23 protein-coding genes and 1 other RNA gene are annotated in these 20,947 nt (G+C 69.8%); 7 read left to right on the plus strand and 17 right to left on the minus strand.

Annotation, left to right across the window (positions count from 1 at the left end):
• The first annotated feature begins 139 nt into the window (after positions 1–139).
• Entirely contained in the window at positions 140–715 is a 576-nt protein-coding gene (locus ACIRON_RS05775; protein ID WP_402990142.1) for a nicotinamidase, read from the plus strand.
• 55 nt (positions 716–770) lie between these two features.
• Positions 771–2,015: an MFS transporter gene (locus ACIRON_RS05780; RefSeq protein ID WP_402990145.1), complete on the plus strand. Its 1,245-nt coding sequence runs from the start codon at positions 771–773 to the stop codon at positions 2,013–2,015.
• A gap of 10 nt (positions 2,016–2,025) precedes the next feature.
• Here ACIRON_RS05780 and ACIRON_RS05785 read toward each other — a convergent pair whose 3' ends face one another.
• The gene (locus ACIRON_RS05785) at positions 2,026–2,628 is read right to left on the minus strand and encodes a TetR/AcrR family transcriptional regulator (RefSeq protein ID WP_402990148.1); all 603 of its coding nucleotides are present in this window, start codon (positions 2,626–2,628) and stop codon (positions 2,026–2,028) included.
• Between the two features lie 59 nt (positions 2,629–2,687).
• Here ACIRON_RS05785 and ACIRON_RS05790 point away from each other — a divergent pair, with 59 nt between their 5' ends.
• Genes ACIRON_RS05790 through ACIRON_RS05800 form a run of 3 tightly spaced genes read left to right on the plus strand, consistent with a single transcriptional unit; the run spans position 2,688 to position 5,940 of the window.
• Positions 2,688–3,626, plus strand: a complete 939-nt coding sequence (locus ACIRON_RS05790; RefSeq protein ID WP_402990149.1) for a patatin-like phospholipase family protein — start codon at positions 2,688–2,690, stop codon at positions 3,624–3,626.
• Complete coding sequence (locus ACIRON_RS05795) at positions 3,623–5,104, plus strand: flavin-containing monooxygenase (RefSeq protein WP_402990151.1); 1,482 nt, start codon at positions 3,623–3,625, stop codon at positions 5,102–5,104. Before ACIRON_RS05790 ends, ACIRON_RS05795 begins: the two co-directional genes overlap by 4 nt.
• Entirely contained in the window at positions 5,101–5,940 is an 840-nt protein-coding gene (locus tag ACIRON_RS05800) for an SDR family oxidoreductase (RefSeq protein ID WP_402990153.1), read from the plus strand. The genes ACIRON_RS05795 and ACIRON_RS05800 overlap by 4 nt, the downstream gene beginning before the upstream one ends.
• A gap of 3 nt (positions 5,941–5,943) precedes the next feature.
• On the opposite strand, the gene ACIRON_RS05805 is transcribed toward ACIRON_RS05800, so the two are convergent.
• A complete protein-coding gene (locus ACIRON_RS05805) occupies positions 5,944–6,483 on the minus strand; it encodes a DUF1697 domain-containing protein (RefSeq protein ID WP_402990155.1) in 540 nt (179 codons plus the stop codon).
• A 58-nt stretch (positions 6,484–6,541) separates the two neighbouring features.
• On the opposite strand from ACIRON_RS05805, the gene ACIRON_RS05810 reads away from it, so the two are divergent.
• Positions 6,542–6,985 (plus strand): MarR family winged helix-turn-helix transcriptional regulator, encoded by a 444-nt coding sequence (locus ACIRON_RS05810; RefSeq protein ID WP_402990158.1) that lies wholly within the window; start codon positions 6,542–6,544, stop codon positions 6,983–6,985.
• Positions 6,986–6,987: 2 nt separating this feature from the next.
• Here the strand turns inward: ACIRON_RS05810 and ACIRON_RS05815 are convergent, their stop codons facing one another.
• From ACIRON_RS05815 to ACIRON_RS05835, 5 genes are all read right to left on the minus strand, one after another.
• Positions 6,988–7,722 carry a copper homeostasis protein CutC gene (locus ACIRON_RS05815; RefSeq protein WP_402990161.1) on the minus strand — a complete coding sequence of 245 codons (735 nt, stop codon included), beginning with the start codon at positions 7,720–7,722 and terminating at the stop codon, positions 6,988–6,990.
• A gap of 28 nt (positions 7,723–7,750) precedes the next feature.
• Positions 7,751–9,532 carry a DEAD/DEAH box helicase gene (locus tag ACIRON_RS05820; protein WP_402990164.1) on the minus strand — a complete coding sequence of 594 codons (1,782 nt, stop codon included), beginning with the start codon at positions 9,530–9,532 and terminating at the stop codon, positions 7,751–7,753.
• Positions 9,529–9,807 carry a DUF3039 domain-containing protein gene (locus ACIRON_RS05825; protein ID WP_091049166.1) on the minus strand — a complete coding sequence of 93 codons (279 nt, stop codon included), beginning with the start codon at positions 9,805–9,807 and terminating at the stop codon, positions 9,529–9,531. Before ACIRON_RS05825 ends, ACIRON_RS05820 begins: the two co-directional genes overlap by 4 nt.
• 21 nt (positions 9,808–9,828) lie before the next feature.
• On the minus strand, positions 9,829–10,395 hold the full coding sequence (locus ACIRON_RS05830) for a YqgE/AlgH family protein (protein WP_402990167.1): 567 nt from the start codon (positions 10,393–10,395) through the stop codon (positions 9,829–9,831).
• Positions 10,396–10,548: 153 nt separating this feature from the next.
• Positions 10,549–11,079, minus strand: coding sequence for a hypothetical protein (locus tag ACIRON_RS05835; protein WP_402990170.1), 531 nt, complete (start codon positions 11,077–11,079; stop codon positions 10,549–10,551).
• Positions 11,080–11,204: 125 nt separating this feature from the next.
• Here ACIRON_RS05835 and ACIRON_RS05840 point away from each other — a divergent pair, with 125 nt between their 5' ends.
• Positions 11,205–11,894, plus strand: a complete 690-nt coding sequence (locus ACIRON_RS05840) for a TetR/AcrR family transcriptional regulator (RefSeq protein ID WP_256328676.1) — start codon at positions 11,205–11,207, stop codon at positions 11,892–11,894.
• 9 nt (positions 11,895–11,903) lie between these two features.
• Here the strand turns inward: ACIRON_RS05840 and ACIRON_RS05845 are convergent, their stop codons facing one another.
• The 10 genes from ACIRON_RS05845 to ACIRON_RS05890 all read right to left on the minus strand — a co-directional run bounded on the left by ACIRON_RS05845 (position 11,904) and on the right by ACIRON_RS05890 (position 20,899).
• Positions 11,904–12,944 carry a DUF3048 domain-containing protein gene (locus ACIRON_RS05845; protein ID WP_402990173.1) on the minus strand — a complete coding sequence of 347 codons (1,041 nt, stop codon included), beginning with the start codon at positions 12,942–12,944 and terminating at the stop codon, positions 11,904–11,906.
• A gap of 99 nt (positions 12,945–13,043) precedes the next feature.
• Entirely contained in the window at positions 13,044–13,811 is a 768-nt protein-coding gene (locus tag ACIRON_RS05850; protein ID WP_091049154.1) for an SDR family NAD(P)-dependent oxidoreductase, read from the minus strand.
• 107 nt (positions 13,812–13,918) lie between these two features.
• The gene (locus ACIRON_RS05855; RefSeq protein WP_402990176.1) at positions 13,919–15,070 is read right to left on the minus strand and encodes a glycerophosphodiester phosphodiesterase; all 1,152 of its coding nucleotides are present in this window, start codon (positions 15,068–15,070) and stop codon (positions 13,919–13,921) included.
• A 76-nt stretch (positions 15,071–15,146) separates the two neighbouring features.
• Positions 15,147–16,058 carry a glycerophosphodiester phosphodiesterase gene (locus tag ACIRON_RS05860; protein WP_402990179.1) on the minus strand — a complete coding sequence of 304 codons (912 nt, stop codon included), beginning with the start codon at positions 16,056–16,058 and terminating at the stop codon, positions 15,147–15,149.
• Positions 16,059–16,173: 115 nt separating this feature from the next.
• Positions 16,174–16,581 carry an HIT family protein gene (locus ACIRON_RS05865; RefSeq protein ID WP_402990181.1) on the minus strand — a complete coding sequence of 136 codons (408 nt, stop codon included), beginning with the start codon at positions 16,579–16,581 and terminating at the stop codon, positions 16,174–16,176.
• Complete coding sequence (locus ACIRON_RS05870; RefSeq protein WP_402990184.1) at positions 16,578–17,405, minus strand: hypothetical protein; 828 nt, start codon at positions 17,403–17,405, stop codon at positions 16,578–16,580. The genes ACIRON_RS05865 and ACIRON_RS05870 overlap by 4 nt, the downstream gene beginning before the upstream one ends.
• A gap of 37 nt (positions 17,406–17,442) precedes the next feature.
• The gene (locus tag ACIRON_RS05875) at positions 17,443–18,324 is read right to left on the minus strand and encodes a phenylalanine 4-monooxygenase (RefSeq protein WP_176884048.1); all 882 of its coding nucleotides are present in this window, start codon (positions 18,322–18,324) and stop codon (positions 17,443–17,445) included.
• A 325-nt stretch (positions 18,325–18,649) separates the two neighbouring features.
• Positions 18,650–19,021, minus strand: a transfer-messenger RNA (tmRNA) gene (ssrA, locus tag ACIRON_RS05880).
• A 73-nt stretch (positions 19,022–19,094) separates the two neighbouring features.
• On the minus strand, positions 19,095–19,574 hold the full coding sequence (gene smpB, locus ACIRON_RS05885) for an SsrA-binding protein SmpB (protein ID WP_091049138.1): 480 nt from the start codon (positions 19,572–19,574) through the stop codon (positions 19,095–19,097).
• A 53-nt stretch (positions 19,575–19,627) separates the two neighbouring features.
• The gene (locus ACIRON_RS05890) at positions 19,628–20,899 is read right to left on the minus strand and encodes a peptidoglycan DD-metalloendopeptidase family protein (protein WP_402990188.1); all 1,272 of its coding nucleotides are present in this window, start codon (positions 20,897–20,899) and stop codon (positions 19,628–19,630) included.
• Positions 20,900–20,947 lie beyond the last annotated feature (48 nt).

Raw genomic sequence — 20,947 nt, forward strand, 5'->3', positions numbered from 1 at the left:
CGCCATGGCACGCACCTCGCCGCGTTGGCGCCGCTCGAAAGACCCCGGTATGACTTCGCGACGCCGCCTTGCGATGCACGCACCCTGACGGACGCCAAACGCTCAGGAACTTCCCGGACGCACCACTAGGCTGACGACCATGACGCGTGCACTGATCGTGGTCGACGTACAGAACGACTTCTGCGAGGGCGGCTCCCTGCCGGTCGACGGCGGGGCCCGGGTGGCCTACGACATCGGTCAGCTGCTGCGGGAGCGGGCGGCGAGCAAGGAGCCGGAGCAGACGTACGGGCTGGTCGTGGCGACCAAGGACCACCACATCGACCCGGGCGACCACTTCGGCAACCCGCCGGACTACGTCAACTCCTGGCCCGCTCACTGCGTGGTCGGCACCGACGGCGAGGCCTTCCACCCCAACCTCGACCCGGTCACCTTCGACGAGATCTTCCGCAAGGGTGAGTACGCAGCCGCCTACTCCGGCTTCGAGGGCGCGGCCACCGGCGGCGCCACCCTGACCGACTGGCTCCGGGCCCACGGGGTGGAGGAGGTCGACGTGTGCGGGCTGGCGACCGACTACTGCGTACGTGCCACCGCACTCGACGCCCGAGCCGCCGGTTTCCGCACCACGCTGCTCGCTGATCTGGCTGCCGGCGTGGCTCCGGCGAGCACCTCAGCCGCGATCGAGGAGATGCGCTCGGCCGGGATAACGGTCTCGTGACAGAATTGGGATTTTTCGGGAGATAGAAATCACCTGACGGTCTATTCTCTCTCGAATGGCTCGGATCTCGGCGACAGCCCCACTTCACGAACCCCACTTCCGCTGGTTCTTCGCTTCTCGATCGATCAATCTGGTGGGCAACTTCATGGCGCCCGTCGCCCTGGCCTTCGCGGTCATGGAGGTCAGTGACGCGCCGATCGCGATCGGCGCCGTCCTCGCGGCCCGCACCATCCCGATGATCATCTTCATGCTCATCGGCGGCGTGCTCGCCGACCGGATGGGCCGAGCCCGGATCCTGTTCGCCTCCAACCTGGTCTCGGGGCTGAGCCAGGCGGTCGTGGCCGTCCTCGTCATCGCCGGTGTCGCCGAGCTGTGGCACCTGATCGCACTCTCCGCGCTCAACGGCATCGTCTCCGCCGCCGGCCTGCCCGCCCAGCAGGGGATCATCCCGCTCGTGGTGCCTCGCACCATGCTGCAGGAAGCCAACGTGCTGTTGTCGCTGACCCGGGCGGTCGTCGCGGTCGCCGGTCCGGGCACCGCCGGCCTGCTCGTCCTCAGTGTCGGTGCGGGCTGGGCGCTCGCACTCGACGCCGCCACCTGGATCATCGCGGCGCTGCTGTTGCTGCCGGTCAAGCTCAGCGGCACGGTCGGCAAGGCCTCGCTCATCGGCGATCTGCGCACGGGGTGGGACTACTTCCGCTCGACGAGCTGGCTGTGGCTCTGCGTCGGCGCCGCGACCATGCTCAACGCGCTCTACGAGGGCGGGCTGCTCACGCTGGGCCCGCAGCGGGCCGAGAGCTCGGCGCTGGGCGCCGGCGGCTGGGGCCTGATCCTGACCTTCCAGGGGATCGGCGTGCTCGCCGCGACCCTCGTGCTGATGAAGGTCCGGCTCGAGCGGCCGCTGTTCTACGGCATGATCGGCATGGCCCTGTTCGGGCTGCCGATCGCCGCTCTCGGCTTCTCCACCGAGCTCGCCGTGCTCCTCCCCGCAGCCGCCCTCTCCGGCGCCGGCATCCAGGTCTTCAGCCTCGGCTGGCAGCTGTCGATGCAGGAGAACGTCCCCGCCGATCTGCTCTCCCGGGCGTCCTCCTACGACCAGCTCGGCACCTACATCGCCATCCCTGTCGGACAGCTGGCCATGGGGCCGCTGGCTGCTGCGTACGGGATCGAGAACATGCTCGCGATCGCCGGCATCGCCTACGTGGTGATCTCCCTCGCGACACTGCTGAGCCCGGCCGTACGCAAACTGAACCGGGTCTCCTTCCCGGCCCCGGAGCGCAACGGCGCCCCGGCCCACTAGGTTTCGCGCACTACGACGCAGGCGTCGCGCTCTCCAGGAGCGAACGCAGCAGGTCGACCAGGCTGGTGACCGAGAGATCGGGGTCGAACGCACGCTGGACGCCGAGCCCGATGCCGAGGGAGAGCAGCTGGACAGCGGCGTCCTCGGCCGGTGAGGCGAGGCTCAGGCCGAGGTCGGCGGCCTGCTGCTCGATGAGTCCGGCGATGGCCGCGGTGAGCTCACGGCGCCGGCCGGCGAGCTGCTGACTCACCCCCGGGACGCGGCGGGTGCTGGTCGCGAACTCGACCTCGAGCGCGGTCCAGCCGACGTCGCCGATGTTGGCCTCGGCCCACGCCGCGAAGGCGTCGATCCGGCCCTCGACGGTGTCGACGCCGCTGACGGCGACCGCCAGGGACTCTGCCCGCTCCCGGTGGATCACGTCGAGCACGGCGAGGCCGAGCTCGTGCTTGGTGGAGAAGTTCGAGTAGACCGCGCCCTTCGAGAAGCCCGCCGTGGTGGCGACCTTGTCGAGCGAGGTCGCGTTGTAGCCGTCCGAGAGGAACAGCCGGTGAGCGGTCGCGACGAGCCGCTCACGCGTCTGCGCGTGCGACTCCTTGCGCGTGATCCGGCCCACGGGCCAAACCTTACCAGTTCGGGCTACCGCCGGTATTCAAATACCGTTAGTATCCCAATATGACTCGACGACGCGCACTCGCCATCGGCTGCGGCGGCACCCTCGGTTTCGCCTGGACGGCCGTGGCCCTCCGCGTGCTGGAGGAGGCACTGGACTGGGACGTCCGCACGGCCGATGTCCTCGTCGGCACGTCCGCGGGCTCGGAGATCGTCGCGGCCCTCGGGTCCGGCCGTACGCCGCAGCACCTCCTCGACGCGCTCGACGAGGCACCGGGCGCCGACCCGGTCCTGGCGGCCCACGTCGCCGTCCATCCCGGCACGGCGCCACCGGTGCCGGCACCCGCGCTGCCCGCGCTCGGCCTGGTACGTCCCGGCCTCGCCCGCCGCTCGCCCTACACCGCACTGGCCGGCCTGCTCCCCCGCGGCCGCGGCGACGCCACCTGGCTGCGGACGTACGGCGAGGCGCTGGCCGGACCCGACGGCTGGGTCGACCACCCCGCGACCTGGCTGGTCGCGGTGGACGCGGCCACCGGCACTCGGGTGGCGTTCGGCTCCGCCGGCGCCCCCTCGGCCACCCTGGGCGCGGCGGTCGCGGCTTCCTGGGCGATCCCCGGCTGGTTCCCGCCGGTCGAGATCGCGGGCCGTCGCTACCTCGACGGCGGTGCGGTCTCCTCCGTCTCGGCCGACCTCCTCCTCGGCCAGGCGGTCGACGAGGTCGTCGTGGTCGCCCCGATGACCACCGAGGGCGGCGTTCCCGCCCGTGGCCTCGACCGGATCGAGCGCCTGCTGCGCTCCCAGATGACCGCCGTGCTCGACCGTGAGGTCGCGCGGCTGCGGGACGCCGGCGTCCGCGTCGTCCGGGTCGAGCCCGGGCCTGCGGAGCTGGCCGCGATGGGCCCGAACTTCATGGACCTCGGGCGCCGCGAGGCCACCCTCGCCGCGGCCCGCCGACACCTCCCCGGCCGCGTCGCGGCCGCACTCGAAGGAGCAATCGCATGAGTACGCATCACGAGGTCGTCGTCATCGGCGCCGGCATCTCCGGCATCGCGGCCGCGATCAAGCTGCGCGAAGCGGGCGTCGAGGACGTCATCATCCTCGAGAAGGCCGACACCTACGGTGGCACCTGGCGGGCCAACACCTATCCGGGGTGCGCGTGCGACGTACCGTCCAACCTCTACTCGTTCTCGTTCGCGCCCAACAGCGACTGGTCGCGGGTCTACGGCAACCAGCCGGAGATCCTCGCCTACATCGACGGCGTGGCTCGCGAGCGCGGCCTCGAGGACGTCACCCGGTTCGGGGTCGAGGTCCGCGGCGCGGCCTGGGACGCGGAGACCGCGACGTGGCTGCTCGACACCAGCGACGGCGAGGTCACCGCCCGCTTCCTGGTCGCCGCCGCCGGCCCGTGGAACGAGCCGAAGATCCCGGACCTGCCCGGTCTGGCCGACTTCCCCGGCGAGGTCTGGCACTCGGCCCGGTGGAACCACGACCTCGACCTCGACGGCAAACGGGTGGCCGTGATCGGCACCGGGGCGTCGGCGGTCCAGTTCGTACCCGAGGTCCAGAAGCAGGTCGCCGGCCTGCACCTCTTCCAGCGCACCGCCCACTGGGTGCTGCCGAAGGTCGACCATCCGGTGCCGGACGCGGAGAAGTGGGTCAAGCACAACGTGCCCTTCTTCGAGAAAGCGCTCGGCGCAGTCGAGTACGCCGCCATGGAGGCCGTCGGCATCGCCTTCCGTCGCCCGCAGCCGCTGATGCGGGGACTGCAGCAGGTCGGCCGCGCCTACCTGCGCGCCGCGGTCCGGGACAGGGAGCTACGGGCGAAGCTGACGCCCGACTACCTGCTCGGCTGCAAGCGGATCCTGTTCTCGAACAACTACCTCCAGTCGCTGACGAAGCCGAACGTCGAGGTCCACGCGACCGCCGTCGAGCGGGTCGAGGGCGCGCGCGTGATCGGCGCCGACGGAAGCACGGCGGAGGTCGACGCGATCATCCTCGGCACCGGCTTCCACATCCTCGACATGCCGGTCGCCGACCTGATCCGCGGCGCCGACGGCCGTACGCTCGCAGAGCACTGGGCCGGCTCCCCCGAGGCCTACCAGGGCACCTCGGTCACCGGTTTCCCGAACGCGTTCGTGGTGCTCGGCCCGAGTCTCGGCACCGGTCACGGCTCTGCCTTCGCCGTCGCCGAGTCGCAGGTGGCGATGATCACCGAGGCCATCACGACCGCCCGCGCCCAGGGCTGGGCGAAGCTCGACGTCAGTCCGCAGGCCCAGGCCGCGTACGTCGAGGACGTGCAGGCCGCACTCGCCGGCACCGCCTACAGCGGCGCGTCCTGCCACAGCTACTTCATCGACGCCAACGGTCGCAACAGCTTCTCCTGGCCGTGGTCCACCGGCGAGCTGGTCCGCCGGATCAGCCGCTTCGACCCGGCTGACTTCGCGATCACGGTCCACGAGGCGGAGGAGGTCAGCGCATGACCCGCTACCCCAGGATCGACCTCGACGGCGCTCTCGTCGTCATCACCGGCGCCGCCCGCGGCATCGGCCTCGCCACGGCGACAGCGTTCGTCGCGGCCGGCGCGCGGGTCGCCCTCGGCGACCTCGAGGACACCCTGGCACGGGAGGCGGCGGCAGGTCTCGGCGAGAGCGCCAGCGGCCACCGGCTCGACGTCAGCGACAAGCAGTCCTACGCCGACTTCCTCGCCGCCGCGGAGGAGGCGCACGGCCGGCAGGTTGGCGTCCTGGTCAACAACGCCGGCGTGATGCCCAACGGCTCCTTCCTCGACCAGGAAGACCGGATGGACCGGCTGACGATGGACGTCAACGTCCACGGCGTCATCCACGGCATGCGCCTCTCGCTGCCCCGGATGATCGCCCGCGGCCACGGCCACGTCGTCAACGTCGCCTCGCTGGCGGGCAAGTTCCCGCTCAAGGGCCTGGCGGTCTACAACGCCAGCAAGTACGCCGTCGTCGGCCTCAGCGCCGCCACCCGGCTCGAGCTCGAGGGCACCGGGGTCTCCCTCACCACCGTGCTGCCGAGCGCCGTACGCACCGAGCTCTCCTCCGGCATCGACCTCGGTGTTCTCCCGGCGGTCGATCCCGAGGACATCGCGGCCGCGGTGGTGAGATCGGTCCGCAGCCGGGCGGCCGAGATCGCCGTTCCGTCCTACGTCGGCCTGGCCGCCAACGGCGCCCCGCTCGTCCCCGAGCGGGTGATGCGGCTGATCCGACGTGCCGTCCACGACGATGCCGCGATCACCCGCGTCGACGGTGACGTACGCCGGGCCTACCTCGACCGCATCGAGGCGCAGTAGGCCTCACGCCCACTTGTCGGCGAGCGTGCGGATCACGTTGATGTTGCGGTTGGTGCTGATGGCGATGTGGCGCTCGACCACGGCGTTGGTGATCTTCGTCTGCTGGAAGCTCTCGGTGAGCAGGTGCACGGCGCGGCCGATGACATAGACCCGCTCGCCCTCCCCCGCCCGGGCGACCAGCGCGTCCCGGGAGCTGGAGTCGGTGAGCTCCTTGCACAGGAACACGAACTGCTTGCCCTCGTGCCCCATCCCCACCGCGGCGGCGTCGTTGGCGATCACCTTCAGCTCAGCGGGCGTCACGCAGATCGTCGGCACCTCGAAGAAGCGGTCGGCCGCGAAGGCCTCCTCCAAGATCGCCTCCATCTCGACCCGGTCGCCGACCGGGTGGTCGAAACGTACGTTGCCTGTGTTGATGTAGGTCTCGACGTCGGTCCCGCCCGCCCTCACCACGGCGGCGGAGATCGCCTGTTTCGGGAATTTCCGGTTCGCGCCGAGGTTGATGGCGCGCAGGAACGCGATCCAGGTGTGCCGTTCCGTAGTCATTCTCAGATAGTCTCCACCCGTTCACCGCGCCGCAACCCCCAACTCTGGATTCCGATCGATGCCTTCACCGCAGCTGCTTCCCTCGGAAGCGACACTGGACCTCTCCAGCGACCTCGTCGTCTACGCGGCGCGGCTCATGCGCCTGGTCCGCCGAGAGCTCGACCTTCCGGCCAGCGTCCGGGTCCTCACGATCCTCGACGCCATCGGACCGCTCGGCATCACCGACCTGGCCCGCGCCGACGGCTGCTCGCAGCCGACGATGTCGGCCCAGATCGCCCAGCTGGTGGAGACCGGTCTGGTCAGCAAGGAGCCCAACCCCGCCGACGCCCGCGCGAGCCTGGTGACGCTGACCGACGCCGGCCGCGCAGACCTCGCCGACGTACGTGAGCGCATCTCCCACCTCATCGCCGAGCGGCTGGAGTCGCGTCACCGCACCCAGGCCGATCTGGAGAGCGCCGTGGCGGTGCTGCGCGACCTGGTCGAGGGCGACTCCCCCGCCTAGGTTCACCCTGCCAGCGCCGCTGCCGCGGCGGCGACCACATCGGGATCGGTCACCCAGTGACCACCGTCGTCGGCGACCCCCAGCGCCACCCGGCCGCTGGTGAGGACCCGTCGCTTGGCGGAGAGATGTACGCCCTCGACGCCGAGCGCCGCGAGCGCGCCGATCGCCTCGACGCTCACGCCACCTCCGGCCAGTACGTCCGGTCCGCCGACCGCGACCATCTCGGCGATCCTCGCGGCACCCGCGGCGGCGGCCGGCGCGCCTCCCGAGGTCAGCACCCGGTCGACCACGCCGTCCAGTGCCCGGATCGCCGCGACCGGGTCCACACTGAGGTCGATCGCCCGGTGGAACGTCACCGTCGCCCCGTACGCAGCGGCAGCATCCGCCAGCTCCCGGACCAGCGCCAGGTCGGGCTCACCGTGCGGGGTGAGCGCGCCGATCACGATCCCGTCGGCTCCTGCCTCCAGCACCGTCTCGACCTCGCGGCCCAGGAGGAGGCGCTCCTCGGCGGAGTAGCCGAACCCGCCCGGCCGAGGCCGGACGAGCACGTGCACGCCCTGCCAGCCCTCACCCGCGTCGACGCCGCCGACCTCGTCGAGGACTCCCTCGACCAGCCCCTGCGACGGGGTCACCCCACCGACCTCGAGGGCGGAGCAGAGCTCGACCCGGGTCGCTCCGGCCGCACGCGCGACGAGCGCGCCGGCCACCGACGTCACGGCGATCTCGAGCGCTGTCATCGTCTCTCCCACCCGCGACAGTGTGCCCTCAGGCCGAGCCCTTTGCAGCCCAGTCGCGCAAGGTGTCGATGCGGGCCTTGAGCTGGTCGGCGTTGGCGACCGCGGCCGGCGGGCCGCCGCACTCCTTGCGGAGCCGGTTGTGGGTGACGCCGTGGGGCGCCTTGGTGCGGTGGTGCCAGGCGGCGACCAGGCCGTTGAGCTCGCGGCGGAGCACGGCGAGCTGCTCGTGGGCGGCTACCGCGGCGACGGGCTCGTCGGCGGCTACCGGGGCAGAGGCGGACTTCTGCTTGCGCGCCCGGTCGCTCTGCCGCTGCTGAAGGACAGTGCGCATCTGGTCGGCGTCGAGCAGCCCCGGGATGCCGAGGAAGTCCATCTCCTCCTCCGAGCCGACGTGCACCTCGCCGGAGTGGCCGAACTCGCCACCGTCGAAGAGCACCCGGTCGAAGCGCGCCTCCGACCCCATGGCCTCCCAGGCTCCCAGCTCCTCCTCGGAGGCGCCCTCCTCGGCGTTGGCCGCGGCCATCAGCGCGTCCTCGGCGGCGAAGATGTCGTCCTCGCTGGTGACCTTCTTGCCGAGGACGTGGTCGCGCTGCAGCTCCAGCTCGGAGGCGAAGCCGAGCAGGTTCGGGACCGAGGGCAGAAAGACGGAGGCGGTCTCGCCCCTCGTACGAGCACGTACGAAGCGCCCCACCGCCTGCGCGAAGAAGAGCGGCGTCGAGGTGGTGGTCGCGTAGACCCCGACCGCGAGCCGGGGCACGTCGACGCCCTCGGAGACCATTCGGACCGCGACCATCCAGCGGTCCTCGGACTCGGAGAACTTGGCGATCTTCTTCGAGCCGGCCTTCTCGTCCGAGAGCACCACGGTGGCGCTCTGCCCCGTGATCTCGCGCAGCGTCTTGGCGTAGGAGCGCGCCGAGTCCTGGTCGGTCGCGATGACCAGGCCGCCCGCGTCCGGGACGTGGCGCCGCACCTCGGTCAGGCGCTTGTCGGCTGCTGCCAGCACCGACGGGATCCACGATCCGGCCGGGTCGAGCGCGGTCCGCAGCGCCTGCGAGGTCAGGTCCTTGGTCAGCGGCTCGCCGAGATGGGCGGCGATCTCGTCGCCGGCCCGGGTGCGCCACTGCATCTGTCCCGAGTAGGCCATGAACAGCACCGGCCGGACGACGTGGTCGCGCAGCGCCTCGGCGTAGCCGTAGGTGTAGTCGGCCGCCGAGCGCGGGATGCCGTCCTCGCCCGGTGCGTAGGTGACGAACGGGATCGGGTTGGTGTCGGAGCGGAACGGCGTGCCGGTCAGCGCCAGCCGGCGCGCGGCCGGCTCGAAGGCCTCCCGGACGCCCTCGCCCCACGAGAGCGCGTCGCCGGCGTGGTGGACCTCGTCGAGGATCACCAGCGTCTTGAACCGCTCGGTGCGGATCCGCATCGCGAGCGGGTTGACCGCGACACCCGCGTACGTCACCGCGATCCCGACGTAGTCGGCCGAGGTCTTTCCCTGCCCGGCCGAGTAGGTCGGGTCGATCGGGATACCGGCCCTCGCGGCCGCCTCGGCCCACTGGACCTTGAGGTGCTCGGTGGGCGCGACGATCGTGATCCTGTCGACGAGACGGCGCCCGAGGAGCTCGGCGGCGACGGTCAGCGCGAAGGTCGTCTTCCCGGCGCCGGGGGTCGCGACGGCGAGGTAGTCACGGGGCTGTTCGGAGAGGTATCGAGACAGCGCCTCCTGCTGCCAAGCACGCAGCTTGGTCGCAGTTCCCCACGCGGCCTTGTTGGGCCACGCGGGGGTGAGTGCGCCGGGCAGATCGGCGCGATTCACTCGTCGTCGCCCTCGCCACCGCCTGGCGGCATCCCCTCGAAGATCTCCTTGCAGTCGGGGCAGACCGGGAACTTGGACCCGTCACGGCTCGGCACCCACACCTTGCCGCACAGCGCGACCACGGGCGTACCCATGACCATCGCCTCGGTCAGCTTGTCCTTCTCCACGTAGTGGGAGTAGCGGTCGTGGTCACCCTCCTCGGTGGGGACATCCTGCTCGCGGATGTCCTCCCGTTCCTTGACGGCTTCTTTCGTGCCGAATCCCAGGATGCCCATGCCGCCCAGTCTACTGGTCCTCTAGTTGAGTTCCGGATCGGGCGGTCGCGTGGCGTGGAAGGCCAGCTCACCGGGCTGACGACGGAGCACCGCGGCCCACATCGAGCTCACGTCGTCGAGGAAGGAGTCGTACGGCTCGCTGTCGACGACATACCAGGACCCCTCCTCCACCTCGCCCTGGAGCTGGGCAGCGCCCCAGCCCGCGTATCCGGCGAAGATGCGCAGCCGCGCCAAGGTGCCGTCGACCAGCTCGACGGGCGTGTCGAGGTCGAGCAGCCCGAGGCGCCCGACGACCGGCCTGAATCCCAACGGCGGGTCGTCGGAGTCGACCAGGAGCGCGACCGCGATCGCGGCGTCCTTGCTCACCGGGCCGCCCTGGAAGAGGACGTCGGGATCGGCGACGGAGGTCGCCCACGGGTGCAGCACCTCGGCGACCGGCACGGGCGATGGACGGTTCAGCACCACGCCCAGCGCACCCTCGTCGTTGACCTCGATCAAGAGCACGACGGTGTCGACGAAGTTGGGGTCGCGAAGCTCCGGGGTGGCTACCAGCAGCCGCCCGGCGCGTACGTCCTTCTGCTCCGTCATGACGCCATGATCGCACCACCTGGGTCACGTCAGCCGCAACAAGAAACCAACAAAGCCCGCCGATCGGATCGAGACGGGAAAAGGACCCGGGGCCGGCACTTAGGGAGGTGCGGAGGGAGTCCGCGGAGGGAGCGCACCGGCACCCGGGCCTGGTCAGGCTGCCGAGCGGACCGCTCGGAGCATGTCGACGAGGCCTGCGAAGGGCCCACGCTCGGCGACCTCGACGGCCGGTACGTACTCGGCACGGGCACGCGCCTCGATCATCGAGCCGAGACGGACGCACTCGGCGTCGGCGAACGCGCCGCGGCCGGCCATGACCGCGAGGGTCAGGTGCTCCTTGGCCTGCGACTTGGCCAGCGCGGTGGCCATCGCCTCGTCGACAGGCAGGGCGTGGTAGCGGTCGAGGACCGTGCGGACGCCGGGCAGGTCGTCGGCAGCGCCGTGCCAGGCCCGGACGACGGCGTCCTCCAGGTCCATCGGCTGGTTGGCGAGCTCGGACTCGATGCGGCCGGACAGGCGGGTGTGCCAGCGCAGCTGCAGGGCGGCGAGCAGGTCGAGCTCGTCGGTGAAGGTCTCGGTGACGCCGGGGAGATCCATGGGCAGCAGGCCGTCTCGACGCTCGTCGATGACGGCGACCACGCCGCGAAGGATCTCTCCGCGCTTGTGATGGCTGGTCCAGCTCATTAGTCGGCTCCTTGCGGAAGGTGGGCACTCACATACCGTGAGTACGTACCTATAGTACGGGACATACCGACAGTATGGCCAACACCTGGGACGGTGATTCCGGACACGGCCGTTAGAGTGGACGGGTGGCAAAGTCGTCCGTGAGCAAGCTCGTCCCCAAGGTTCCTCCGCTTCCGTCGGTGCCGGGGATGTCACGGAGGCAGCAGTTCTCCGCCTCGACCAAGAAGACGCTCGTCGAGGTCGCCGAGAGACTCTTCACCGAGCACGGCTACGCGAGCACCTCACTGGACGCCATCGTGGCCGGGGCCGAGGTCACCAAGGGCGCGCTCTACCACCACTTCAGCGGCAAGCAGGCGCTCTACGAGGTCGTCTTCGAGAAGGTCGAGGCCGCCACCGCGCAGAGCATCGACGCCGCCATGCGCGAGTCGAAGGACCCCTGGGAGCAGGCCCGGGCCGGGCTGCGTACGTTCCTGGAGGCCGTCCAGCAGCCCACCTACCGCCGCATCGTCGTGCAGGAGGGGCCTGCGGTCCTGGGCTACCAGCGCTACCGCGAGCAGGAGGAGCGCTCCACGTTCACCGTCGTCGAGGACATCGTCGCCGCCGTCCTGCGCGCCGGCGACCGGAACGTCGACGACGAGATGGTCGCGACCTTCGCCCGGCTCTTCTTCGGGGCGATGTCGGCGGCCGGCGAGTCCGTCACCGAGGCCAGCGACCCCGAGGACGCGGCCGAGCGCATCGAGCTGGCAGTGACCTACCTGCTGACCGGGGTGCAGACCCTGGCCAAGCAGGGCGTCAAGGTCGAGGACATGCGCTGACCCGTCCGGCTACTTGACGGTGACGCCGCCGGGCTCGACCTGGCCGTTGCCCTCCGGGATCAGGTCCAGCCAGACCTTGCCCGGTGGGATCTCGATCGCGGCACCGCTGGCATCGGTGAAGGTCACCGCACCCTTCTCGCCCTTCTTCACCCAGGTCGCCTCGACGATCTGGCCGGCGCGCATGATCCACGCCTTGCCGCGGCCGGTGAAGTGGGAGACCGGAACGATCGCGCCGCCCGGGTCCTTGTAGGGGGCGATGGTGGTCTTGGTCTGCGCGACCACGACGGTGTCGGCGAGGAACTGGCCGCTCTTGGACATGTAGTTGTTCTGCAGGCGGTACTTGCCGCCCCTGAAGACCCAGTTGTCCGTGCGCGCCGGGGAGAACTTCACGTCCACGGCCTTGGCGGGCTTGCCGCCGGCCAGCGTGGTGGTCTCATCGCCCCAGGGCATGAAGTCGGCCGGCCGCTTGGCCTTGCCGTCCTTCGCGGCGGCCTTGCCGGCCTTGGCGACCTTGCCGACCACGCTGTGCAGGAAGTCGTGGGGCTTGCTGGTGTCGCGTACGACGTAGGGGGTCTCCATGTCGATCCAGGAGATGTTGTGCTTCTTCAGCTGCGCGAACGTGTAGGGAGCAGCGCCGCTGGTCATGATCTTGGCACCGATCGGCGCGGCGATCCCGGCGTCGGTGGCCCGCATCGAGCGGACCGGCCCGGCCTCCTTCGGAAGCTGGGAGTAGTACGCGACGGCCAACCGGGTCACACCACCCTCGACCAGCTCCTGGACGACCAGGTCGGCCTTGGCGAGACCGTACTGCGGGTCGCTGGCCGAGGTGTTGTCGATCTTGACGATGAAGGCCGGGTGCTTGCGCGCAGCGGTCTGCCCCTCGGGGAGCTCGACGCCCGTCAGCGGTTCGTGGTCGGGCTCAGCGGGCGCGGACGGCGACGGCTTCGTGTCCGTCGGCTCCTCCGTGGAGCCACAGCCGGTCAGGACCAGACCCGCGGCGGCCAGCGTCGCCGCTGCTCGCAGGAGGAACCCCGGGCGGGACGTACGCATCATCGATCTCCATCTGCATCGGCTCAAATACCAAGACGAGTGACAGACGGTAATCGTTGCGCCCAACGAGGCCGCGCCCGGGGTTCTTCCTCGAAGGACTCAGGCGACCGTGGCGCCGCCGTCGACGTAGAGGGTCTGGCCGGTGATGTAGGAGGACTCGTCGCTGGCCAGGAAGGCGGCCGCGGCGGCGATGTCGGCGGGCTCGCCGACGCGCTTGACCGGGTTGGCGTCGGCCGAGAGCCTGCGGAACTCGTCGACGTCGAGCCCGAGGCGGGCCGCGGTCTGGTCGGTCATCTCGGTGGCGATGAACCCCGGCGCGATCGCGTTCACGTTGACGCCGAACGGGCCGAGCTCGAGCGCGAGGGTGCGGGTGAAGCCCTGCACGCCGGCCTTGGCCGCGGAGTAGTTGGCCTGACCGCGGTTGCCGGTCGCCGAGGTGGAGGAGACGTTGATGATCTTGCCGTACTTCTGCTTCACGAAGACGCTCTGCGCGGCCTTCGACATCAGGAAGTGACCCTTGAGGTGGACGTTCATGACCAGGTCCCAGTCGTCCTCGGTCATCTTGAAGAGCAGGTTGTCCCGGGTGATGCCGGCGTTGTTCATCAGGATGTGCAGGCCGCCGAGCTCCTCGACGACGCGGGCGACCGCGGCCTCGGTGTCCTCGGCCTTGGCGACGTTGGCGCCGATGCCGACCGACTTGGCGCCCTCGGCCAGCGGAAGCTTGGCGGCGGCCTCAGCGGCGGCCGCCTCGTCGAGGTCGATGATCGCGACCGAGGCACCCTCCTCGGCGAAACGCGTGGCGACTCCGAAACCGATCCCGCGCGCTGCCCCGGTGATGACTGCTACGCGTCCGTCGAAACGACCCATGACCCAAACTCCTTCGTATGTGGCTGAGGCCGACGTCACGTACGGCCCCCGCCGACAATAGCGAGGGCCGTAGGTGATGTCGCGAGGTGTCTACTGATTGGTAGGTTCTACCGATTCGCCAGCCAGGCGTCGCGCGCGGCGACGCCCAGGTCGGGCTGGTCGGTGAAGAACGCGTCGACGCCGGCGTCGAGGTAGGCGCCGACCTCGCAGGCCAGGTCACCGATCGCGATCGGGTCGGTGCCCTTGCGGCACTCGACCGGGAGGTTCTTGTTCTCGGCGCGCATGGTCCAGATGACGGTCGGCAGCCCGACGCGTTCGGCCCGCGGGGCGAGGTCGGTGGGCTCGCCGAGCGTGTTGTCGGCGGTGCGCGGGATGAAGTAGTACTTGTAGGGCGCCACCTGGTCGGCGTACCTCTTGATGCTGCGCAGGCCCTTGTCGGTGACCAGGTAGTCGTTGGTCACGCCGGTCCCGGCCACCACCTGGTCGTAGGGAGCGCCGCCGAAGTCGACCAGCTGCACCAGCTTGGTGTCGACCATGCGGTTGAGGTCCTTGAGGTTGCTGACCTCGAAGGACTGGATGACCGCCGCGGCGCGCTTGCCGCCGAGGCCGTGACGCTTGAGGCTCTTCGCGAGCGGCTCCTCCAGCGAGAGACCGATGGAGTCGAAGTACGTCGGGTGCTTCGTCTCCGGGGCGACGCCGATGGTGCGGCCGGTCTCGGCCTCCTTCCTCTCGACCAGCGTCAGGACCTCCTCGAAGGTCGGGATCTGGAAGAGGCCGTCGTAGGCGGTGTTCGCCGGGCGGTCACCCGGGATCCGCTCCTTGGCGCGCAGCGTCTTCAGCTCGGCGAGGGTGAAGTCCTCGGTGAACCAGCCGGTCAGCGCCTTGCCGTCGATGATCTTGGTGGTCTTCCGGCCCGCGAACTCGGGGTGGGCGGCGACGTCGGTCGTGCCGGAGATCTCGTTCTCGTGCCGGGCGACGAGCACGCCGTCCTTGGTCGAGACCACGTCGGGCTCGATGAAGTCGGCACCCTGCTCGATGGCCAGGGCGTACGCCGCCAGAGTGTGCTCGGGCCGGTAGCCCGAGGCGCCGCGGTGTCCGAAGACGAGCGGGTCGGCGTGCTTGTGCTTGGCCGCCTGGACGGAGGTCGTGGTGGTGGCCGTCGCGGAGTCGGGGTGCGAGACCAGAACGGTCCCGACGGCGAGCGCCGCGGCGGCGGCCAGCGCGAGAGTACGCATGCATGTGGGGTTCAGCGTGGTCATGCCCAGATCACACCGGCCCCGGGAGTCTCTGGGGCCGGTGTGTGGTGAACGTGGCGTGACGATCTGCCGAAGCGCCTCAGGCGGCATCAGCCAAGTCTAGGGAAGAGGTACGCCGCCCACCGATCACTTCGCGCAGCACGTCCGGGTTGTTGGTGATGATGCCGTCGACACCGCGGTCCAGGACCGCGCCCATGGTCTCGGCGTCGTCGACCGTCCAGGAGTGGATGTGCATCCCGAGCGCGTGCACCCGGGCGACGTAGCCGGCGTCGAAGGAGCCGAAGTGCGGGTTGATCTGGTCGGCCCAGGTGTAGCTGTCCAGGTCGGCGTAGGCCGGGGTGCCGAGCAGGCCGACCGGCATCTCGGGCTGGGCGCGCTTGTAGGTCTTCATCGAGTCGAAGTCGAAGCTCTGCACGCCGAGCCTCCCGGCACGGACCGCGGAGCGTACGTAGCCGGGGAACGAGTCGAACTCGGCCGCGACCTGCTTCTCGATGCCCGGGTAGAGCTCGGGCGACTTCAGCTCCATCAGGATCCCGGACCGCGTCGGCCGCACCAGCCGGACCATCTCCTTCAGCGTCGGCACCTTCTCGCCCGCGTACTCCTCACTGAACCACGAACCCGCGTCCAGCGTCTTGATCTCGGCGAGGGTGAAGTCCTTGACGTTCCACGGCGAGCGGCCGGGGAAGCGCTGCTCGACGTCGGTGGTGCGCGCCAAGGTGGTGTCGTGCATCAGCACGAGCTCGCCGTCCTCGGTGGCCTGCACGTCCGACTCGATCCAGTCGGCGCGCTGCTCGATGCCGAGGGCGAAGGCGGCGAGGGTGTTCTCCGGGGCGTACGCGCTCGCGCCGCGGTGGGCGGTGATGGTGATGTTCTTGGCCCGGTGGGCCTCGACGGCGTTGACCGCCACCGGAACGATCATCGTGCCTGCGGCCAGCGCCACGCCGGCCAGTGCTGAGGTGAAGGTCTTGGACGCGACGGACGACAGCGACATTGCGCACTCCCGAGATCAGTGGATGACGACTGACCTCGAGTGAATCGACCTCCGCCGACCTCACCCCGACCCCTCGATGGCCGAAGCCGTACGCCTCGGTGAACTCGGCCCGGAATCAGCTCAGCACGGCGCGCAACCGGTCGGCGTACTCCTTCTGCTCACCCTCGCCGTACTTGTGGCGGGGCCAGAAGAAGCCCTTGAGGCCGTCGCCGCGGGTGCGGGGGACGACGTGCAGGTGGAGGTGGGGGACGGACTGGCTGACCACGTTGTTGACCGCCACGAAGCTGCCCTGGGCACCGAGCCCGTCGACGACCGCGGCGGCCAGGCGCTGGGCGTTCGCGACGAAGCGTTCGTGCAGGTCAGGAGGTAGATCGAGCAGCGTGTCCAGATGCTGCCTGGGCACCATCAGGATGTGGCCCTTCTGCACCGGGCGATGGTCGAGGAAGGCCAGGAAGCCCTCGTCCTCGAAGACCACCTCGGCGGCCAGATCACCGGCTACGACGGCGCAGAAGACGCAGCTCACTGCTCGTCTCCCCACGACAGCGTCGCGATCACGAGGTCGACGGTCGGCAGCGCGAGGTCGGCGAGGTCGGGGTGCGGGAAGGAGTAGATCAGCCGCGACTCGTAGAGCCGGTCGGGCGAGGCCACCCACCGCTCCCCCACCGTCGTGGTCTCGGCCTGCAGCGGGTGCCGCACCATGCCGAACGGAGCCGGCCGGCTCAGCGCGACCGCCATCGCGGCCGGGCGCCGTCCGACCCGCTGCAGCCAGTAGGCCAGGAACGCCGCGTTCTGCTCGGCGGCCGCGTCCTTGGCGGCAGCCATCCACCGTGCCCAGTCGGGCTGTTCGACCCTGGATCGCTGCACCTTCGGGAGGACCTTCGCGGTCAGGTCGGCGAGCTGGTAGTCGCGTACGTCCTCGTCGGACATGTCCACGACGTACCACTCCTGCGCCTTCGGCAGCCGTAGGTCGACGTGCGGCTTGGGGCCGAGCGTCTTGAGCACGTCCTTGATGCCCGCCCGGTAGCGGTTCGGCCCGGCCGGGTCGAAGGTGACGTACGCGATCTCCTCGATGTTGGCGGTGAGGAACTCACGCAGCCCGTCGGCGTTGCGCAGCTGCGCACGCCGGCGGGTGTCCTCGGCGAGGAAGGTCTCCAGCGCCTCGTGAGAGGAGAAGATCATCGCCTCGTACGGTGGCCGGTTGCCGCGATCCCCGGGAAAGACCCTGATCCGGGCCTCGTCGAGCTGGGGAACGACAACCTGCCCCGTACGCAGCGCGGCTCCGACCGCGTCGGCGTCGGCGGCGGCGAGCGCCACCTCCAGCGCGCGGTTGCGGTAGCCGTCGTCCATCTTCCGAGGCTAACGCCTCGGACCTGGCCGAATCGGCCTAGACGGCGCCGAGGCGCTGTGGCGTGTCGTCGTCGCAGGTCGCGAAGAAGTTTCCGACCTCGTCGACCATGTGGCTGAACGACTCCGCGGCGAAGAGCACCGGCTGGTAGTGGGTGATGTCGTAGTCGACCGTCGCCATCTGGGCGAAGTCGATCGGCCGCACCTCCACCTCGTGCATCTCCTCGATCTCGCCGTAGGAGGAGAGCAACCCGGCCCCGTAAGCCTTGATGTCACCGTCCTCGTGGAGCACGCCGAACTCGATCGTGAACCAGAAGACGTCGGCCACGACCTGGAGCGCCTCCCTGGTCTCGACGCGACGCGCGGCGGCACCGGCGAGACGCTTGACCTCGGCGACCTGAGGATCGGCGAGGAGGTTCCCGTGGCCGATCACCTCGTGGATGATGTCAGGCTCCGGGGTGTAGAGCGGCACGGCGTGGTGACGCAGGTACTGCGTCGAGTGGAACTGCCCGTCGGCCAGGCTCCCGTAGAACTCCTCCAGCGGGACGATTCCCGCGGCCGGGACGTACTCGAACCCGGTCAGCGGCTTCAATCCGGCGCTGACCTCGTCGAGCTGTGGCACCCGGTCCTGCGGGAGGTTGAGGGCCTCCACGGCCGCGATGAAGTTGCGGCAGGCGTACTTCGCGTGCAGCGGTGCGATCTCGCGGCACACCGTGCGCCAGATCTCGTTCTCCGTCTCGGTGTAGTCGATCCGGGGCACCGTCTCCCCCGGCTTCCAACCCAGCGCCGCGGCAGCGATCTCGCTCCGCCGTGCCCGGTAGTCCTGGTCTGCGAACCCGGGGTGGTTGTCCCCCAGATGCACCTCGACCTGCCCATCCTCGCCCACGGTGACGGGTGAGTAGAGCTGTCCTTCCTCGAACATCCTTACCTCCATGTGACGTACGCCTCACAACCCTATCGCGCACGCAAGAGAAGTCATCTCGCCAGGGAGATGAACAACAGGAAGTCTTCCGCCCCGCGCGGGCACAGCGAGGAACACCAGCCACCCGGAACCAAAGGGCACACCAGCGGCGAACACGGCCAAAGGGGTGCGGGTGGCGAAGCCCCCGCCTCCGCGCGAAGCGACAACATCAGCCACGCGCAACCAAGGGGGTGCGGGGGATCTCCCCCGCCGCGACGCGGAGCGTCGCCTATAAATGACGAACCGACGTGGCCCTCCATCTGGAGGGCACACGTCGGCCAAAGGTTCGTGGAGCTGCGGGGAATCGAACCCCGGTCCTCGAGCGCCGTGCCAGGTCTTCTCCGGGTGCAGTCTGTGGGTGGCGTTCTCTCATCCCCGGGGCTCGACGCAGACACGTCCCCGACAGGCTCAGCCGACTAGATGTCCCTCATGCCCCGTCGGCATGTGCATGAGGTGGAGTCTTCTAGATGACGCCTGGGTCCGAGCCGAAGACGGATACTCGGTCAGACGCTTCGATCACCGCGTCAGGCGGCGAGAGCGAAGGAACTGCGCTTAGCGTTGGCAGTTATTGGTTTCCAGCGATCGTTTACGAGATGACGCTGGCTCCTCGACCCGCTTCCCCTGGGAGCAACGTCCCAAGTCGAAACCGATCAGCCCCTTTTGAATTGTCAATGCCCGTGGTGCAGGCAGTAAGAGAACACTACAGCCCCGGCCGGGCATTCCCCACTCGGTTATCCGGTCATGCCCTTGAGCTTGCGACCGACCTCGACCTCGGCCTCCCGCTTGGCCGTACGCTCGGCGATGGTGTTGCGCTTGTCCCACGACTTCTTGCCCTTGGCGACGCCGATCTCGACCTTGGCGCGACCGTTGAGGAAGTAGAGCGCCAACGGCACCACGGTGAGGCCCTTCTCGGAGACCTTGCGCTCGATCTTGTCGATCTCGGCACGGTGCAGGAGCAGCTTGCGCTTGCGGCGGGCGGCGTGGTTGGTCCAGGTGCCGTTGAGGTATTCGGGGATGTGGATCCCGTGGATCCAGGCCTCGCCACGGTCGATGTCGACGAAGCCGTCGACCAGGGAGGCGCGACCCTCACGCAGCGACTTCACCTCGGTGCCCTGCAGGACCATGCCGGCCTCGTAGGTGTCCTCGATGTGGTAGTCGTGTCGCGCCTTCTTGTTCTGCGCGATCATCTTGCGCCCCTGCTCCTTCGCCATTCCACCATTCTCTCAGGCGCACGGTCATGACCGCGAAACGTTTAGCGCCCGAGTCACAGTCCCAGCAGAGGCATCGGGTCGATGATCTCGCCGTCCTTCAGGATCATGAAGTGCAGATGGCACCCGGTGGACCAGCCGGTGGTGCCGGCGAGCCCGATGACGTCGCCTCGCGCGACGGTGTCGTCGACCTCGCTACGGTAGGCCGAGAGGTGGTTGTAGACGGCCGTGTAGGAGTGCCCGTTGATCTTGCCGAGGAAGAGGTGCAGGCGGTTCCCGTACGCGTCGTTCCACTCCTGCGCGATGACCGTGCCCGACTCGGCGGCCAGCAGCGGCGTGCCGCAGGGGGCGTGCAGGTCGACGCCGTCGTGCAGCTTGTACTCACCCGTGGTGGGGTGGGTCCGCATCCCGTACGGAGAGGTCACGTAGGAGTCGGCAACCGGCATCTTCAGCATGCCCGCGAGCGTCTCGACGGTCCGGTTCCGCGCGCCCTCGGCGAGCGCGGCGATCTTCTCCTCGATCGCCGCGTCCTGCTTCTCGAGCTCGGCGAGGACCTTGCGGTCCTCCTCGGCCAGGGCGGCGGCCCTCTTCTTCGCGGCGGCGGTCCGAGTCACCAGCGCGGCGATCTCGTCTCGGGCTCTGGTCGCGCGGACCCGGAGCCGTTCGACCTCCGCGACCTTCCGGGCGGCGGTCCGCTCGGTGGCCGCGACGGCGGCGGTGGCCCGGCGCTGGCCACGCTCGCGCCGGGCGACCAGCCGCTCCCCGGCTTCGAGCCGCTCCATGGTGCCGGCCTTCGAGGAGGTCACCGCGTCGGTGTAGTTGCGCCGCCGCATGAGCTCCTCCAGCGTCGCTCCCTCGAGCAGCGCCGAGAACTCCTCCAGCCGTGGGTCGCCGATGGCGGTGAACTCCTCCAGGATCGTGTCGCGCAGATCCTGTCGCGACTCGGTCGCCCGCTTCCGGGCGGTCCGGAGGTCCGTACGCGCCGCCTCGAGCACCGCCTGCTGCCGCTCCAGGGACGCCTCGGCACGTCGGTGCGCGCGGGAGGCGGCCCGCAGGCGTACGTCGGTCTTCGTCAGCCGGTTCCGGGCGCCGGCCAGCTTCTTCTGCGCGGTGGCGAGGGTGGTGGTGGCTCGCCGAAGGGCGTCGCTGGAGTGCTCGACGGCGTTCTCCGCCGCCTCCTTCTCCTTCTCGATCTGCTCCTGCTGGTCCTCGAGCGAGTCGTCGGCTCGGGCGAGCGGGGTGATCAGGGTCCCGGCGAGCACGCAGCCGACGAGCAGCGCGAGGAAGGGACGGCTCAGACGGGTGGCGCCGAGTCGCGCGGGGTGCAACGGATTGCCTCCGGTGGCAGTGGGGGATGACCGGACGAGCAGGAGACG

The organism is Nocardioides sp. NPDC101246, from assembly GCF_044767415.1.
In the GTDB taxonomy this organism is placed as follows: Bacteria; Actinomycetota; Actinomycetes; order Propionibacteriales; family Nocardioidaceae; genus Nocardioides.

Bases quoted from the DNA above. Each gene is read 5' to 3' on its own strand.
- ACIRON_RS05775 (WP_402990142.1), top strand. From the start codon at position 140: ATGACGCGTGCACTGATCGTGGTCGACGTACAGAACGACTTCTGCGAG.
- ACIRON_RS05780 (WP_402990145.1), top strand. From the start codon at position 771: ATGGCTCGGATCTCGGCGACAGCCCCACTTCACGAACCCCACTTCCGC.
- ACIRON_RS05790 (WP_402990149.1), top strand. From the start codon at position 2,688: ATGACTCGACGACGCGCACTCGCCATCGGCTGCGGCGGCACCCTCGGT.
- ACIRON_RS05795 (WP_402990151.1), top strand. From the start codon at position 3,623: ATGAGTACGCATCACGAGGTCGTCGTCATCGGCGCCGGCATCTCCGGC.
- ACIRON_RS05800 (WP_402990153.1), top strand. From the start codon at position 5,101: ATGACCCGCTACCCCAGGATCGACCTCGACGGCGCTCTCGTCGTCATC.
- ACIRON_RS05805 (WP_402990155.1), bottom strand. From the start codon at position 6,483: ATGACTACGGAACGGCACACCTGGATCGCGTTCCTGCGCGCCATCAAC.
- ACIRON_RS05810 (WP_402990158.1), top strand. From the start codon at position 6,542: ATGCCTTCACCGCAGCTGCTTCCCTCGGAAGCGACACTGGACCTCTCC.
- ACIRON_RS05815 (WP_402990161.1), bottom strand. From the start codon at position 7,722: ATGACAGCGCTCGAGATCGCCGTGACGTCGGTGGCCGGCGCGCTCGTC.
- ACIRON_RS05825 (WP_091049166.1), bottom strand. From the start codon at position 9,807: ATGGGCATCCTGGGATTCGGCACGAAAGAAGCCGTCAAGGAACGGGAG.
- ACIRON_RS05830 (WP_402990167.1), bottom strand. From the start codon at position 10,395: ATGACGGAGCAGAAGGACGTACGCGCCGGGCGGCTGCTGGTAGCCACC.
- ACIRON_RS05835 (WP_402990170.1), bottom strand. From the start codon at position 11,079: ATGAGCTGGACCAGCCATCACAAGCGCGGAGAGATCCTTCGCGGCGTG.
- ACIRON_RS05845 (WP_402990173.1), bottom strand. From the start codon at position 12,944: ATGCGTACGTCCCGCCCGGGGTTCCTCCTGCGAGCAGCGGCGACGCTG.
- ACIRON_RS05850 (WP_091049154.1), bottom strand. From the start codon at position 13,811: ATGGGTCGTTTCGACGGACGCGTAGCAGTCATCACCGGGGCAGCGCGC.
- ACIRON_RS05855 (WP_402990176.1), bottom strand. From the start codon at position 15,070: ATGACCACGCTGAACCCCACATGCATGCGTACTCTCGCGCTGGCCGCC.
- ACIRON_RS05860 (WP_402990179.1), bottom strand. From the start codon at position 16,058: ATGTCGCTGTCGTCCGTCGCGTCCAAGACCTTCACCTCAGCACTGGCC.
- ACIRON_RS05870 (WP_402990184.1), bottom strand. From the start codon at position 17,405: ATGGACGACGGCTACCGCAACCGCGCGCTGGAGGTGGCGCTCGCCGCC.
- ACIRON_RS05875 (WP_176884048.1), bottom strand. From the start codon at position 18,324: ATGTTCGAGGAAGGACAGCTCTACTCACCCGTCACCGTGGGCGAGGAT.
- smpB (WP_091049138.1), bottom strand. From the start codon at position 19,574: ATGGCGAAGGAGCAGGGGCGCAAGATGATCGCGCAGAACAAGAAGGCG.